13 protein-coding genes and 1 pseudogene are annotated in these 14,182 nt (G+C 45.2%); 7 read left to right on the top strand and 7 right to left on the bottom strand.

Annotated features, from left to right (window positions below; all coding sequences use genetic code 11):
* Positions 1-654: glycoside hydrolase family 15 protein (locus tag HRU42_RS18430; RefSeq protein ID WP_295033240.1), on the top strand; the 654-nt coding region annotated here is incomplete at its 5' end.
* 152 nt (positions 655-806) lie between these two features.
* On the opposite strand, the gene HRU42_RS18425 is transcribed toward HRU42_RS18430, so the two are convergent.
* The 3 genes and pseudogenes from HRU42_RS18425 to HRU42_RS18415 all read right to left on the bottom strand — a co-directional run.
* The gene (locus HRU42_RS18425) at positions 807-1,367 is read right to left on the bottom strand and encodes a transcription elongation factor (protein WP_295033238.1); all 561 of its coding nucleotides are present in this window, start codon (positions 1,365-1,367) and stop codon (positions 807-809) included.
* Between the two features lie 45 nt (positions 1,368-1,412).
* Entirely contained in the window at positions 1,413-1,781 is a 369-nt protein-coding gene (locus tag HRU42_RS18420; RefSeq protein ID WP_295033236.1) for a hypothetical protein, read from the bottom strand.
* A 216-nt stretch (positions 1,782-1,997) separates the two neighbouring features.
* Positions 1,998-2,600, bottom strand: a pseudogene (locus tag HRU42_RS18415) (cupin domain-containing protein); the annotation flags it as partial.
* Positions 2,601-2,966: 366 nt separating this feature from the next.
* Between HRU42_RS18415 and fusA the strand changes: the two are divergent.
* Both fusA and HRU42_RS18405 read left to right on the top strand, forming a co-directional pair.
* Positions 2,967-5,060: an elongation factor G gene (gene fusA, locus HRU42_RS18410; RefSeq protein ID WP_295033234.1), complete on the top strand. Its 2,094-nt coding sequence runs from the start codon at positions 2,967-2,969 to the stop codon at positions 5,058-5,060.
* Between the two features lie 158 nt (positions 5,061-5,218).
* Positions 5,219-5,839, top strand: coding sequence for a PolC-type DNA polymerase III (locus tag HRU42_RS18405; RefSeq protein WP_295033232.1), 621 nt, complete (start codon positions 5,219-5,221; stop codon positions 5,837-5,839).
* 14 nt (positions 5,840-5,853) lie between these two features.
* Here the strand turns inward: HRU42_RS18405 and HRU42_RS18400 are convergent, their stop codons facing one another.
* Together HRU42_RS18400 and HRU42_RS18395 are read right to left on the bottom strand one after the other, a co-directional pair.
* Positions 5,854-6,885 carry a LacI family DNA-binding transcriptional regulator gene (locus tag HRU42_RS18400; protein WP_295033230.1) on the bottom strand — a complete coding sequence of 344 codons (1,032 nt, stop codon included), beginning with the start codon at positions 6,883-6,885 and terminating at the stop codon, positions 5,854-5,856.
* A gap of 136 nt (positions 6,886-7,021) precedes the next feature.
* The gene (locus tag HRU42_RS18395; protein ID WP_295033228.1) at positions 7,022-7,726 is read right to left on the bottom strand and encodes a DUF3334 family protein; all 705 of its coding nucleotides are present in this window, start codon (positions 7,724-7,726) and stop codon (positions 7,022-7,024) included.
* A gap of 267 nt (positions 7,727-7,993) precedes the next feature.
* Here HRU42_RS18395 and HRU42_RS18390 point away from each other — a divergent pair, with 267 nt between their 5' ends.
* From HRU42_RS18390 to crr, 4 genes are all read left to right on the top strand, one after another.
* Positions 7,994-8,380 carry an ACT domain-containing protein gene (locus tag HRU42_RS18390; protein ID WP_295033227.1) on the top strand — a complete coding sequence of 129 codons (387 nt, stop codon included), beginning with the start codon at positions 7,994-7,996 and terminating at the stop codon, positions 8,378-8,380.
* 47 nt (positions 8,381-8,427) lie between these two features.
* Positions 8,428-8,685, top strand: coding sequence for an HPr family phosphocarrier protein (locus HRU42_RS18385; RefSeq protein ID WP_112352931.1), 258 nt, complete (start codon positions 8,428-8,430; stop codon positions 8,683-8,685).
* A gap of 39 nt (positions 8,686-8,724) precedes the next feature.
* Complete coding sequence (gene ptsP, locus HRU42_RS18380; RefSeq protein WP_295033225.1) at positions 8,725-10,440, top strand: phosphoenolpyruvate--protein phosphotransferase; 1,716 nt, start codon at positions 8,725-8,727, stop codon at positions 10,438-10,440.
* A gap of 73 nt (positions 10,441-10,513) precedes the next feature.
* Positions 10,514-11,023 (top strand): PTS glucose transporter subunit IIA, encoded by a 510-nt coding sequence (gene crr / locus HRU42_RS18375; protein ID WP_295033223.1) that lies wholly within the window; start codon positions 10,514-10,516, stop codon positions 11,021-11,023.
* A 763-nt stretch (positions 11,024-11,786) separates the two neighbouring features.
* Here crr and HRU42_RS18370 read toward each other — a convergent pair.
* Both HRU42_RS18370 and HRU42_RS18365 read right to left on the bottom strand, forming a co-directional pair.
* Entirely contained in the window at positions 11,787-13,172 is a 1,386-nt protein-coding gene (locus HRU42_RS18370) for a P-loop NTPase fold protein (protein ID WP_295033221.1), read from the bottom strand.
* Positions 13,172-13,486 carry a P-loop NTPase fold protein gene (locus HRU42_RS18365; protein WP_295033219.1) on the bottom strand — a complete coding sequence of 105 codons (315 nt, stop codon included), beginning with the start codon at positions 13,484-13,486 and terminating at the stop codon, positions 13,172-13,174. The genes HRU42_RS18370 and HRU42_RS18365 overlap by 1 nt, the downstream gene beginning before the upstream one ends.
* Positions 13,487-14,182 lie beyond the last annotated feature (696 nt).

Here is a 14,182-nt window from a genome sequence, read left to right as displayed (position 1 = left end):
GGTAAGCCTAATGAAGCGACGACACTCGGTGATAACAATGGCAGAGCTGGGTTAGATCAACGACTCATCTTAGACGCAGGCTTCCTCGAGTTGGTCCGTTTCGGTGTCATCCCGGCAGATGATAGGGTGATCAGGCAGACCCTGGCCCTGATCGATAATACCCAACTGGATGACAACCTTAGGATCAGATACAGCTTCACCGCCAAAGATGGCAGTCAGTTCCCTGGCTTCCGACGCTATGGCAACGATGGTTACGGTGAAGATACCGAGACCGGAGCGAGTTATGCCGAAAACGGCGCGAACACACCCCACCAGAGGGGGCGGGTATGGCCCTTCTTCACCGGTGAGCGTGGCCACTATGAGCTGGCTCTGGCCATCGAAAATAATGCGTTAACCGATAAGCGTCAAAGGGAGCTGGTCGATACTTATGTGCAGGGAATGGAGAGTTTTGCCAACCAAGGACTGATGTTGCCGGAGCAGGTGTGGGACAGCGTAGGCGACCCTAGCCGCTATCGCTATCGACATGGCCAGGGGACCAACTCGGCCACCCCGCTCGCCTGGACTCATGCAGAATACATCAAGCTAGTACGTTCCCTAACGGATAAACGTGTCTGGGATCACTACCCTGTGGTGGATGCTAAGTTGAGAGATTAGCGATTCAATAGTTGACTATAGCGTCTCAATAACCATACCGGCCTTCGACAGGTGCACTCAAAAAGGGGGGACACGTCCCCCTGAGAATGCGCCTAACCCGACAGCACGAAATTCATTCAACAGCAATAACGACAAGCAATCTAGAGGCGGGTTTACTCCACCCCAGTGATGTCATAAACCTTAGGCTGTTCGCCGATATTGAGCCGCACGGTATCATCAAGATACCTGCCCATGAGTGACTGTCCCAAGGGAGATGATGGCGTGATGACGGTGATCATCTGCCGCTGTTTGTCTGAATTTTTATGACACCCTGCCGCTAAATCAATGTCTGTATTATTGTCAGCTTCGAGAGCGATTTTCATGCCCGGTGCGCCGGGACCGATGAGATAGGTGTTCTCTATTCCCAGCTCGTCTTCGAGGGTCACCAAGGCAGATATGTCTATAGCGGAATCATCTAAGAAGCAGGCTAAGTTCAATGATCGATAGGCCAATAACTCAACTTCACATTCTGCGACGCGTTGAGCCTGCCCATGGGCCAAATATGAGGCTTCGAGACCGAAAGTCTCATACTTACTCTTGGCCACGGTTTCAGTGTGTGTGGCGGTTTCGTGGGCCTGTTTCGCCGCAGCCATGGCTGACTGTTTGGCAAGTTCGAGCCCTGAGATGATCCTATCGACGATTAACCGCTTATCAAATGTGGCACTATTATTCATTAATAAGTGATCCTATCGACGATTAACCGCTGATCATTTTTAACACTAGTCGCCATTAATGATGCCGATCAGACGCTTGATGAATCGTTTAACTGCAGCTTCATCTTCAAATTTGAACGCCAAACCATAATGAATACCGTTGAGACTCTTCTGTACCCGCTTAGGAAAACGCGTCATCTCATTATTATGAAAATAACCCTGCTTGTGTTTCACTCCCTCGAGCCCGCTGAGATCCGTAAGAAACACCTCATAAGCCGGCCTGATCACCAGCTGGCAATCTTTGTCCCTACCGTGAAGATAGACAGGCTCTTTGAGCTCCGGCAACATATACTCGGTGATTTTCTTGATGGTAAAGTTAGTGCGGCACTCCAATGAGCTTAAAACTGCCATTATTTCGCTGTGTTCAATCGCCAAAGTTGGCTCTCCTTCGATGAGATATTAAGACATCGTCTTTGTGAGCACACCAAAAGACGAATAATATAAATACTCTAACAAAAATGGAGCCTTATGGCTCCATTTTATACTATTCAACTGCCTAGTTCTCCTGAAAATACCAGAAGCCGGCATTGACCCAGGTGGTGAGCATATCGATAAAGGCTGCATCTTTAAGCCAGGGCTCGAACATAGCGGCACTGAGAAGCTCATGGACGCTGCCAGTGTCACCCCATCGTGAGGAAAACCCGGTGGCAGATAATAAGATATCACCTGGCAATAACTCGACATCTATAATGGGCTCAAATGCTTCCGTGCGCAGCAGTGCTGGATGCACGGCAAACTCCTTATGTTGACCGCGATCGCCACCCTGCCAACGACGACGGCCAGAGCCCTGACAGATAAACACATCATATAGATCAATATGCGGTCCAACACCGCCGCCAGGGGTCGCGTAGCTGACCATCACATCCTCTAAACGCCAACGAGGAATAAAATAGAAATACTGAATCAATTCATCAGCTTTGGGCACCCAATTATTTAACCCTTGAACCACAAGAGTCCAGTCCGACTCGCCCAGATGCTCATAACTTCGAATGGCCCACACTCTGCCTGCCATGGCCGTCGCTCTTTATAGACGCGACGAGACTCGACCATGTCGTCACAGGCAAGACCCGCCATTTCTTCGGGCGTGAGTCAGTCTTAAAAAATTTTGAATCCTTGTCGAATAACCAGAGGTTTCTTCTGCCAATAATCTCTAAGAAATATTGCCGGTGTAAGTTCACCTAAGTGCAGATGCAGAGTAATAAAGCCATCAAAAATTTGCGCGATACTAGCAACAAATATCCCTATAAACGCTCGATAAGATCATAAAAAAGGAGGCTTTAACCTGACAATTGCGACTAAACAGATGAAATTGTACTGAACTAAACTCACATTCAGTAAAAATGATATAAGTGTAAATTGGCTTTTACAATTTTAGTCTGACAGTGACACAACTCAGTCATAGCAGGCCATACAGGCAAGGTGCGCCTAGTTATAATGCGCATTTAATTGGCTTATCTAATCGAAAGTAGCGGATTTTAATAAATATCTATAAAGATATTCTCAAAGTGTTGATATACTTCCCCCCGAATTTTAGAACGTAACTCCAATTAGAGTAGAAAAATGACTGATTTATCAAAGTACAGAAACATTGGTATCTTCGCTCACGTTGACGCGGGTAAGACCACCACAACTGAGCGTATCCTAAAGCTTACCGGTAAAATCCATAAGATCGGTGAAGTTCATGATGGCGAATCAACAACTGACTTCATGGAACAGGAAGCTGAGCGTGGTATTACCATTCAGTCTGCTGCTGTAAGTTGTTTTTGGAAAGATCACCGTTTTAACGTTATCGACACCCCTGGCCACGTTGACTTCACAGTAGAAGTTTATCGTTCTCTTAAGGTCCTTGATGGCGGCATCGGTGTATTCTGTGGTAGCGGCGGTGTTGAGCCTCAGTCTGAGACTAACTGGCGTTATGCGAACGAATCAGAAGTTGCTCGTATCATCTTCGTCAACAAGTTGGACCGTATGGGCGCTGACTTCCTAAATGTCGTCAAGCAAACTAAAGACGTACTGGGTGCTAACCCGATCGTCATGGTACTTCCTATCGGTATCGAAGATGAGTTCTGTGGTCTGGTTGACCTGCTGACTCGTAAGGCTTGGATATGGGACGAGACTGGCGAAGCTGAAAACTATAAGATTGAAGATGTTCCAGCTGACATGGTTGACCTAGTAGAAGAATACCGTGAAATGCTAGTCGAAACTGCCCTAGAGCAGGACGACGATTTGCTAGAAGCCTACATGGAAGGCGAAGAGATTTCTATCGAAGACATCAAGCGTTGTATCCGTTTAGGTACTCGTAACATCGATTTCTTCCCAACATACTGTGGCTCAGCATTTAAGAACAAGGGCATGCAGCTTCTGCTTGACGCCGTTGTTGATTACTTACCAGCGCCACAAGAAGTTGATCCACAGCCGCTTACCGACGAAGAAGGCGAGCCAAATGGTGAATTCGCTATCGTTTCTGCCGATGAGCCATTTAAAGCACTTGCATTCAAGATCATGGATGACCGTTTCGGTGCCCTGACCTTCGTACGTGTCTACTCGGGTCGTCTTAACAAGGGTGACACCATCCTTAACTCGTTCACAGGTAAGACTGAGCGTGTTGGCCGTATGGTTGAGATGCAAGCCGATGAGCGTAACGAGTTATCTTCAGCACAAGCGGGTGACATCATTGCTATCGTGGGTATGAAGAACGTGCAGACTGGTCACACATTATGTGATCCTAAGCACCCTTGTACACTAGAAGCCATGGTATTCCCAGAGCCAGTTATCTCAATCTCTGTTAAACCTAAAGACAAAGGTGGCAGTGAGAAGATGGGTGTCGCTATCGGTAAGATGATTGCTGAAGATCCAACTTTCCGCGTTGAAACTGACGAAGATTCAGGCGAAACCATCCTTAGAGGCATGGGTGAACTTCACCTAGACATTAAGGTTGATATCCTTAAGCGTACTTACGGCGTTGAGCTAATCGTCGGTGAGCCACAAGTGGCATACCGTGAGACTATCACTCAGATGGTTGAAGATAGCTACACCCATAAGAAGCAGTCTGGTGGTTCTGGTCAGTTCGGTAAGATCGACTACGTTATCCGCCCAGGCGAAGCCAACACTGGCTTAACATTTACCTCTAAAGTGGTTGGTGGTAACGTTCCTAAGGAATTCTGGCCTGCTGTTGAGAAAGGCTTCAAGAGCTTGATGGGTACCGGTACTGTTGCTGGTTTCCCTGTACTTGACGTTGAGTTTGAACTTCGTGATGGTGCTTTCCATGCAGTTGATTCGTCAGCTATCGCATTCGAAATCGCTGCTAAAGGCGCATTCCGTCAGTCAATTCCAAAGGCGGATCCTAAGCTTCTTGAGCCAATCATGGCCGTTGACGTGTTCACTCCAGATGACCACGTTGGTGATGTTATTGGTGATCTTAACCGTCGCCGTGGCATGATCAAAGATCAGATGGCTGGCGTTACTGGTGTTCGCATCAAGGCTGACGTCGCGTTATCTGAAATGTTTGGTTACATCAGTACACTACGTACTATGACATCGGGCCGTGGTCAGTTCTCTATGGAGTTCTCTCACTACAGTCAGTGTCCAAACAACATTTCCGAGAAAGTTATCGCTGATGTTAAAGAAAGAAAAGCAGCTGAAGCTAAGAGATAATTTTACTTTTTAGCACGCTTTCTAAGCATGTAAAAGCCCGCGACTCAACTCGCGGGCTTTTTTGTTTAAAACACTGATACCGGTATAATAAGAAGTAGCAATAACTGGGCGTTATTTTCTGTCTTCCTTTGATAAAATTAAACTAAGGTTCTATCCCCATGACCATACCAGCAGCCGACTCAGTCATCATCCTAGATTTCGAGACCACAGGCCTCTCCCCTAACCAAGGCGACAGAGCCATAGAGATTGGCGCAGTCAGAATACAAGATGGCATAGTCGTCGATACATTTCAGGAATTGATGAATCCAGGTTTTCGTGTCAGTGGCTTCATTGCAGGTTACACAGGTATTTCAAACGCTATGCTGGCCAATGCGGCCCCGTGTGAAGAGGTGATGGCGCGCTTCGCCGACTTTATCGGCGATCATAACCTAGTAGCGCATAATGCCTCGTTCGATCAGCGCTTCTTAGATGCCGAACTCGATGCCATTAATGAAAGCTATGGTGGGGAATTTGCCTGTTCCATGTTGATAGCACGTCGTTTATATCAAGATGCCCCCAACCATAAACTCGGTGGCCTGGTTGAATATAAACAGATTGAAAATGATGGTGTATTTCACCGAGCATTGGCCGATTCTGAGATGACAGCTAAGCTCTGGTTGCAGATGCTTGATGATATGCGCAACGAACATAACATCTCAGATCCGAGTTTTACCTTGATGCAGGACTTGTCTCGAAAACCTAAGGCTCAGGTCAATCGCTTCTTAAGCAAGGTCAGTTAAAGCAGAACCTGAACTTACCCCCCAGTGGCCGTCGTCGACTCTCTGACAATTAGCCTGGTTGGGATCAGCTGGGCTTTGACAGCTTCACCTCTGATCAACTTGAGTACACTATCAACCAAGATCTCACCAGCAAGTTTAGTGTTTTGTTTAATGGTCGTCAGCGGAGGATTAGCGAAACTTGCCACAGGTATATCGTCATAGCCAACGATGGATACTTGCTGCGGAACTGAAATCCCCTGCTCTTTTAACGCCCGAATAGCGCCGATGGCAATGAGATCGCTGGCAGCAAAAATCGAATCAAACGCCAATCCCGAATCGAGCAGTTTATTTGCCGCCTCGAAACCTGATGCCTCGGTACTTATCGCACTGAACTGACACTTCTTATTGAGAGGTACTCCAGCTTGTTTCATCGCCCTGCTATGGCCCAAGTACCTGTCTCTAAATTCAGGGCTATGACTGCTCGAGTCGCCTAAGAAGGCGGGCCGAGTACGGCCTTGCGACAATAGATGCTCGGTCGCTATCAGGCCCCCTTGAAAGTTATCACAGCCGATAGACAAGACAGACTGGTTGTTATGCTCCGCTCCCCAAATAACAAAATGGGTATTTTGCTCTAAGAGTTTTTCCAGCTTGGCTTCATAATCCAAATAATCACCGTAGCCGAGCAATATGATGCCATCGGCCTTATTACTGTCTTCATAATCACCATGCCAGTCGCTACTGAGCTGCTGAAATGACACCAGCAGGTCGTAACCCTGCTGAGCCGTGGCTCTGGTTATAGACCCCAACATGGAGAGGAAAAATGGATTGATCAGTGAATCATCATTGGTCGGGTCTTCACACAGAAGTAACGCTAGGGTCTTGCTGTTTTGTGTGCGTAAATTACTGGCATTTTTATCGACTTTATAGTTGAGTTCTTTGGCTATGGCCTGGATCCGCTCACGGGTTTCAAGATTCACCAATGGGCTATTTCTCAATGCCCGAGATACTGTAGATTGAGATACGCCTGCGCGATATGCTATGTCTATCGAAGTTGATTTCAATGCCATTTAACAAAGCACCTTATTATTGTTTTTATGCTAACCCTAAAGTTAACCATTATTGCAGGTGGATGCTAGACCCTGTTAGCCAGTGAGCAGGCCATACTCTTACCTATGGCCTGATTATACTGCAATGAAACAGCCATTAAAGTCCTAGTTCACTAAGCAGGTCATCGGCTTCCTCAGCGATCGACTTATCCATGACCTTAACGGATGGAGAAGCCTGAGGCTTACCCTGATGATTTTGCCCATGCTCGGCCAAAAGATCATCGAGATCAAACTCCTCTTCGGCATCGAAATCTTTAAGCTGGATAAACTCAGTCTTATCCATGGCAAATTCAAGATAAAATATATGATTATTTTGCGTACGAAACGACACTCTTCGCGCCACGGCCTCATCTAAATTGGTATCGATAGAGATGGTAAGCTCTTTATTAATGGTCAGCATTTTAGGCTGGCTCTGGTTAATAGATGTCTGTAGTTGTTTGTTAACCTTATTGATAAAGTCGCCCAATATCTGGTTCATTAACTCACCCATCACATCGGCGACTTCATCGGATGTGTGAGAAAAAGCCAGCTCAGATTCCGGCATGCCCATCTGTTTCATGTAAGCGCGATAGATCTCGATGGCAGCAGGGGCCGAGAAATTAATCACCACTAATCCCGAGAAACCCCCATCAAAAATAGAGAAACAGCCGAGATCGGGTTTGAGACAAGTGCGGGTAATGCTCTGCACCATAGCGGCGTGTGTCACCTGGCTTGCCGTGGTACTGGATAAGACATGGGATACTGAATTACACAGCTTGAGTAAAATGTCATCGGATGTGATGACAAGGGGTGTTGTAGTCATGAGGCCAACCCAAAAAGAATAATCATCAATTTTGCGCCCAATCAACAAAAAAATCAAAGTGAAAACAATAAATTAACAGATATAATCTACAATACCCTGCGAATTTAAGATTAAGCTATTGAATCAATAAATTTTTTGTAAATAGATTATCAATAACGAGAATGATTCAGCATAATTGTATGATGCTTACTTTTGCATAAAAACTGCAGCCAATAACTATGGTAAACTACTGACTCTAATTTCAACAATATTAGGTAACGGATAATCATGGCGCGGATGACGTTAGCAGTTCATTCTCAAGTCTACAGCATACATAGCTTCAGCCCGGATGCGCCTATCGCCCCAGTAATTTTTCAACAAGAGATGTTTTTTGTGGGAAAAACCAAGGATGAGCTATCCGTTGTCGTGCCTACACATGTGACGCTAGACAGCATAGAAGAGGAAAGAGGTTGGCGCTGCTTCGAAGTGATTGGTCCTTTGGGCTTCTCTATGACAGGTATTCTCTCCAGTGTCTCCGGCACTCTGGCTGATGCTGAGATCAGTATATTTGCCATCTCAACCTTCGATACCGATTATATTTTGGTGAAAAAAGACAAACTCGCGAAAGCCATCACGGCATTAAAGAAAAATAACTTTATCATCACCGAATACTAATACCGATTGGTATAACGCCCTCTAGTCCAATTTTAAGAGTCTTTGCTATGTACGAAAAATCAGTCACTATAACGGCTACACATGGTATTCATACCAGACCCGCGGCGCTGCTGGTTAAAGAAGCCAAAACCTATACATGTGATGTCTTAGTCGAGTGTAATGGGAAGCAAGCCAGTGCTAAGAGTTTGTTCAAGCTGCAAACCTTGGGATTATATAATGGCGTCACTGTCAGAGTTTTTGCCGAAGGCGCTGAAGCAGAGCAAGCCGTTGAGCGCGTCTCAGAGCTTTTAGTCACGCTCAGCTAAACAATGCAGCATCAAGTCATTCGTTCATAGGAAAACAGTATGTCCATTGCGGGAATTGTCGTGTCATCGGGTATCGCCTTCGGTCAATCCAGAATACTGAAGCAACACAACACCGAACTGGATTACCGAGTATTGGCCTTAGAGCAAATTCCAGCCGAGCAAGCCAAGCTCACCACAGCGATAGCACAGTTTGTCACCTCATTGGCTATCGGCTTACAAGGTTTAAGCCAGAATTGTGAGAATTATCAGCTGATCGAAGCCGATATCTTACTGTTAGAAGATGATGAGCTTATCGCGCAATTACAGGCATCCATTGCCGAGCAACAATTTACCGCCAGTGTCGCAGTGCAGCGTATTTTCACTCAACATGCGGATCAACTAAGAGCCATGGAAGACATTTATCTTGCAGATAGGGCTCAAGACATAGCGTGTCTGGGCAGTCGCTTGATATCGGTAATCAACGGCAACATCAAACATGATCTGCAAAACCTCCATGGACCGACCATATTATTCGCTTATGATCTCACTCCAGCCGAGTTTGCCACACTGCCCCTGGATAAGATTAACGGCATAGTGCTGAAAACTGGTGGTCTCACCAGCCATACCGCTATTCTGGCCAGAGGCGCCGGGATCCCGGCCTTACTCAGTTGTGATTTTGACCTTATCAAGGGAAATGAGACTCTCAAGGATGATCAAGCGGTGGCCCTCGATGCCCTATCGGGCAATGTGCACATCAAGCCTGACTCAGAAATTCTGGCCCAACTAAGGCAACTCGGTAAAGATGACACCTTACGAAAAGCTCAGCTACTGAAATACAAAAACCGACCTATGGTCACCAAGGACTCACACAGAGTCGCCCTGCTAGCCAATGTGGGATGCTTGAGTGAGATAGGTCATTTATCCGATGCTGGCGCCGATGGCATTGGCCTGTTTCGCACCGAGTTTATGTTGATGAACGCCAGTGAGATGCCAACGGAAGAAGTGCAATACAGATTATATTGTGATGCGCTGCAGCTGTTAGATGGTAAAATTTTCACCATAAGAACCTTAGATATCGGTGCAGATAAAGAGCTTCCCTGCCTGTCCATGCCAGCAGAAGACAATCCAGCACTGGGTGTTCGTGGCGCCAGATATTCACTCGCTCACCCTGAGCTGCTCAAAGTCCAGTTGAAGGCCGTACTCAGGGCCGCCAACCATGGTCAGATCAGATTAATGTTTCCCATGATCAATCAAGTGGAAGAGCTGGACAAGCTTTTCGACATCATAGAAGAATGTAAGACAGAACTGGTAGACGAGGAGCGAGGATATGGCGATCTCAGTTATGGCATAGTGATAGAGACGCCGGCCGCGGTACTTAACCTAGCCTCTATGCTTCCCAGACTCGACTTTATTAGCATAGGAACTAACGATCTCACCCAATATACCATGGCGGCAGACCGAACCAATCCGGCACTAACTAAGGCTTACCCTTCGCTATCACCGGCCATATTGACACTCATCAAGATGACGATTGACACGGCTAAGCCTGCGGGGATCCCTATTTCTCTGTGCGGTGAACTCGCCACCAATCTCAATGTCGCTGCCATTCTGGTCGGCATGGGATTAGATGAACTGAGTGTCAGCCCGTCCTCCTTGCTGGAGCTTAAGTCTTCACTGTGCAATCACACCCTAGCGACTTATCAAAAATGGAGCCAACAAGCATTATCGATACAAAGATTAGATGAATTAAATGATTATGTGTCACACTGTTACTAGCCGATATTATTCAGTATGCTGGTGATGATAAAAGTAATAACAATAAGATAAAAATTGTACTAGGGGACAATAAATGGGTTTTTTAAGCCGTATAAGACGATTAATGTCAGGGCAAACCGACCTAGTTGGAGGCATAGATGTATATGCCCCCGTATCAGGCGAAATAGTCCCAATTGAAGATGTACCCGATGTGGTATTTGCCGAGAAAATTGTTGGCGACGGGTTGGCCATCAATCCTAAAGGCAAACAGATCGTCGCGCCAATCGATGGCACCATAGGAAAAATATTCGAGACCAACCACGCATTCAGCATAGAATCACCTCAAGGACTGGAGCTGTTCGTGCATTTCGGCGTCGGCACGGTGGAGTTACGCGGCAATGGTTTCACACGCCTGGCAGAAGAAGGCCAGGAAGTAAAAATGGGCGACCCCATCTTAGAATTTGATCTCGCTTACCTCAAAGATCAAGTCGAGAGCCTACTGACACCCGTCGTCCTCGCCAACATGGAAGACATTCAAAGCTTGGATAAAAGGCAAGGCTCCATCGAAGCTGGCAAGGATGTCATCTTCACCGTCGTGCTCTAAACGCCCTTCGCTAGCCCTTCACAGATGTCATTCCCCTTCACTGGAGTTAAACCCAGTGAAGGGGCACTGAGGCCGCCTAGGCCGAGAGACTTATAGGACGAACGCTGCGCTCACGGATGACGGCACGCTGTGCTCATAGAAAAAGATACCGGAACGCTGCGCTCACTGATGACGGATGACGGATGACGGATGACGGATGACGGATGACGGGCTAGGAAAAAGAGAACGCTACGCTCACGGGAAAGGCACTAAGATCAAGCAGCAAACGACCAACAGATACAAGCGCATTTATAGTGGCGTCAATCAAAGGCGGCAGCCTAACTCAATCCTAGGTTTGTCAGAGCAAAGCAAGGTGAGAATAACTATGGGTGTCCTAGTTGTTCCCGTACCTAGTTCCTCCCTACTCTTCCACTGTTTTACCTCAAATAATCAGTCTGTCAGATCATTTATCGACCACTGGACCTCAGTAAGGACATCGAAGCGTTTATCTGCCTGACGCTTTGTCTTTTCATACCGATAGCGAATGATTAATTATTGTTCGCCCTATATCTTTAGTTAAGTAATGTTTCTCTCTAGTTCTGTAATGATTAAAAGAAGTAATGTTTAGAGGCCTCACTTTATGAGATCTCACTTTATGAGGTCTCACTTTTAGGTTGAGAGGTCTCGACTTTTAATAAACCATTTATTAAACATATGGTTACCAACAGATAGTGTGTACAAGAGTAGGTTCGTTGGTAGTGGTTATAATTGACCTAAAGTATGGCTAGTCATCCCACTCAAGAGCAGAAGCCAACTCAATTAAATTTTGATAATAGGTAATATCGACATCTTCGAGTTTGTGTAAACTATGGTAGAAATCCAACCACGCATTTGAAGTATCTTCATTTTCATATGAGTCACTGTTAGCTGGATATGTACATACCTTTTGAGCTAACTTCTCTTTAAGTGGTATGTGTGCTGAATGATGACGCCCTATTTGCCCACTGCCGGAAAAACTGGATTCCACAGATTTTAAATATATGCTGAAAATATCTTTCATATAATGCGACAAATTAGCTTTATATACACCATCATGGTACTGAGTTAGGCTCTGTTCACATGGAGAGTCGAAAGGCACATTAGTGTCCACATTAAGCATGATAGTTCTATTTTTAATATCATAGTTCTGAGTTAAATATCTATTTAGCTTAATCTGATTGCCATTTGACCATTCGCTAAGTCCAAACTTATGAGATATAACTGCTTCATATAAACTTTCATGTTTTTCTCTAAGGCACATAAGTGCTGTTAACATCAACAAGTCAACTTTACTACCACTTTTCATATGATCGAAAATAGCAATAATCCTGTCTGTTATCTGAATTACGGTTCTAGCTGGAAGACCAAAACATGAAATTACAGAATTGATATTACTTATATTATGCTCGTAGCTCTCACACTCAGGCCACACAACAATACGTTTTTCTTTTAGGTATTGTCCTGAAAGCTTTTCACAATCACAGTGGGCATAGATCAGACTATCTATAGAAGGCTGCCTTAGAGTAAACCTGCTATTAAAGAAACGACTTAAATATGTTCTAGCATCAAACCCTTCTCCATAGATGGCTTTAACTGCATGCTGTAATTGTGCAGTATCCGTGGCGACAATGAAAACAACACCATCAATATCAAATATATGCTTAATAACTTCCAGCATTTCTACTGCATAACTAGGTCTACAGCGGTCTAATTCATCTATAAATACAAATGCTGGATATTTTCTATTGTAATCATCTCTAGCAGCGTCCAATCCAACGACTGCTTCAACCCAGTCTTCTACATTAACTTTAATGCTCTCAATCGCTTCAGATTTATCTTCATGCTGACGAAGTAGCTCCTTAACCATTTGAGAAGCTGTTACACTCATATCCACTTCTTTCGAATCAGTATCACCAGTAGTTTTTGGTGGCACATCCTCAGCTTCACTATTCTCCCAAAGTTCAATAGGATCAAATCCGCCATACCTTTTTACAAGAGCCCCTGCAATGCTGGGTGCAGCAGCTTTCAATAGGCCCAATAGCTTTTTTGGAGCTTCAAATGTATTTTCATCGACATCAGTTAATCTTGCTTGGCTCTTTAATTGGCTAATCATTGAAGAAACAACTGTCATCAATGGGTCTTCTGAATAGTCTTGCTTCCAAGCATCCAAGCATCCAAGTAAACAACAGGGTGATGTATCTTTAAATCTTCTGATAATCTGCGAAGAAAGTACGTTTTTCCAGAACCCCATTCCGCATTAAGATTCAGTACATAGTTTTTCCGATCTCCAGATACTTCGTCGAATCCTTGCTTTGCAAGAAAGTCAGCAATGAAATCCGCATACTGCTGACGCTGTAGTTTATCGGCTGGCAAGGTTTCAAACTTACCATCACCCAGATCAATCTTCTTCGGCTCTGACCAATCAAGTTTAACTTCCGATGTCATGCAAACCTCTATTCGAATAAAAAAAAGCAATGTTTATGAAAAATACAACCAACTGTTTATTTTAGCACAAAAACAATCACTTAATTATTGTCAGGAATCAAAGTATGTACTTGGCAGTCGAACATTGTAAAGTCATAATCATCGCCAACTACTCTCAATGAAGCTACTCACAGTATTACCTCTAGCCCTCTTCACCCTAGCCTTCCATCGTTAGCAGCTAGTGCAACCAATCCTTCGTGCTGGGTCGTGAGGTCTACCAAGACGACACTGGGTACTGGTTCATTCTTGTCACAATCCTGCACATCAATATTGCCACCCACAGTTATCAAGCTTAAGGAGAGCCCAATATCTCTTAATTATTGTGGCTAACCAGATTTGAGAAACCTTCACCTGCTTTGTGTATTCACGGCTCACCGAGCTGATTTTGATAAAATATTAACCATGTTTAAGCTATTTACGCGTAAGCGCACTAGATGCTTGAGTCCTTTGCATGGCAATGCCACAATGCGTGTAAATAACCATTCATGCCTCTGGTGAGTTAACCTGCTCACTTACATGAGTAGCATTGGCATGAGTAGCATAGGCATGAACACCTGCTTTCTAAATGGAGTAACCACCTTGACCCTCTACGGCATCAAAAACTGCGATACGGTACGTAAAGCCAGAAAATGGCTGCAGGCTAACCAACCTCAAGTG

The sequence above is a fragment of the Shewanella sp. genome (assembly GCF_013214165.1).
Taxonomy (GTDB): Bacteria; Pseudomonadota; Gammaproteobacteria; order Enterobacterales; family Shewanellaceae; genus Shewanella.
The sequence above is the reverse complement of the archived record's forward strand: the minus strand, read 5'-3'. Positions and strand labels throughout refer to the sequence as shown.

Coding starts and splice junctions, on each gene's coding strand:
- HRU42_RS18425 (WP_295033238.1), bottom strand. CDS start 1,367: ATGAATAATAGTGCCACATTTGATAAGCGGTTAATCGTCGATAGGATC.
- fusA (WP_295033234.1), top strand. CDS start 2,967: ATGACTGATTTATCAAAGTACAGAAACATTGGTATCTTCGCTCACGTT.
- HRU42_RS18405 (WP_295033232.1), top strand. CDS start 5,219: ATGACCATACCAGCAGCCGACTCAGTCATCATCCTAGATTTCGAGACC.
- HRU42_RS18400 (WP_295033230.1), bottom strand. CDS start 6,885: ATGGCATTGAAATCAACTTCGATAGACATAGCATATCGCGCAGGCGTA.
- HRU42_RS18395 (WP_295033228.1), bottom strand. CDS start 7,726: ATGACTACAACACCCCTTGTCATCACATCCGATGACATTTTACTCAAG.
- HRU42_RS18390 (WP_295033227.1), top strand. CDS start 7,994: ATGGCGCGGATGACGTTAGCAGTTCATTCTCAAGTCTACAGCATACAT.
- HRU42_RS18385 (WP_112352931.1), top strand. CDS start 8,428: ATGTACGAAAAATCAGTCACTATAACGGCTACACATGGTATTCATACC.
- ptsP (WP_295033225.1), top strand. CDS start 8,725: ATGTCCATTGCGGGAATTGTCGTGTCATCGGGTATCGCCTTCGGTCAA.
- crr (WP_295033223.1), top strand. CDS start 10,514: ATGGGTTTTTTAAGCCGTATAAGACGATTAATGTCAGGGCAAACCGAC.
- HRU42_RS18370 (WP_295033221.1), bottom strand. CDS start 13,172: ATGACAGTTGTTTCTTCAATGATTAGCCAATTAAAGAGCCAAGCAAGA.
- HRU42_RS18365 (WP_295033219.1), bottom strand. CDS start 13,486: ATGACATCGGAAGTTAAACTTGATTGGTCAGAGCCGAAGAAGATTGAT.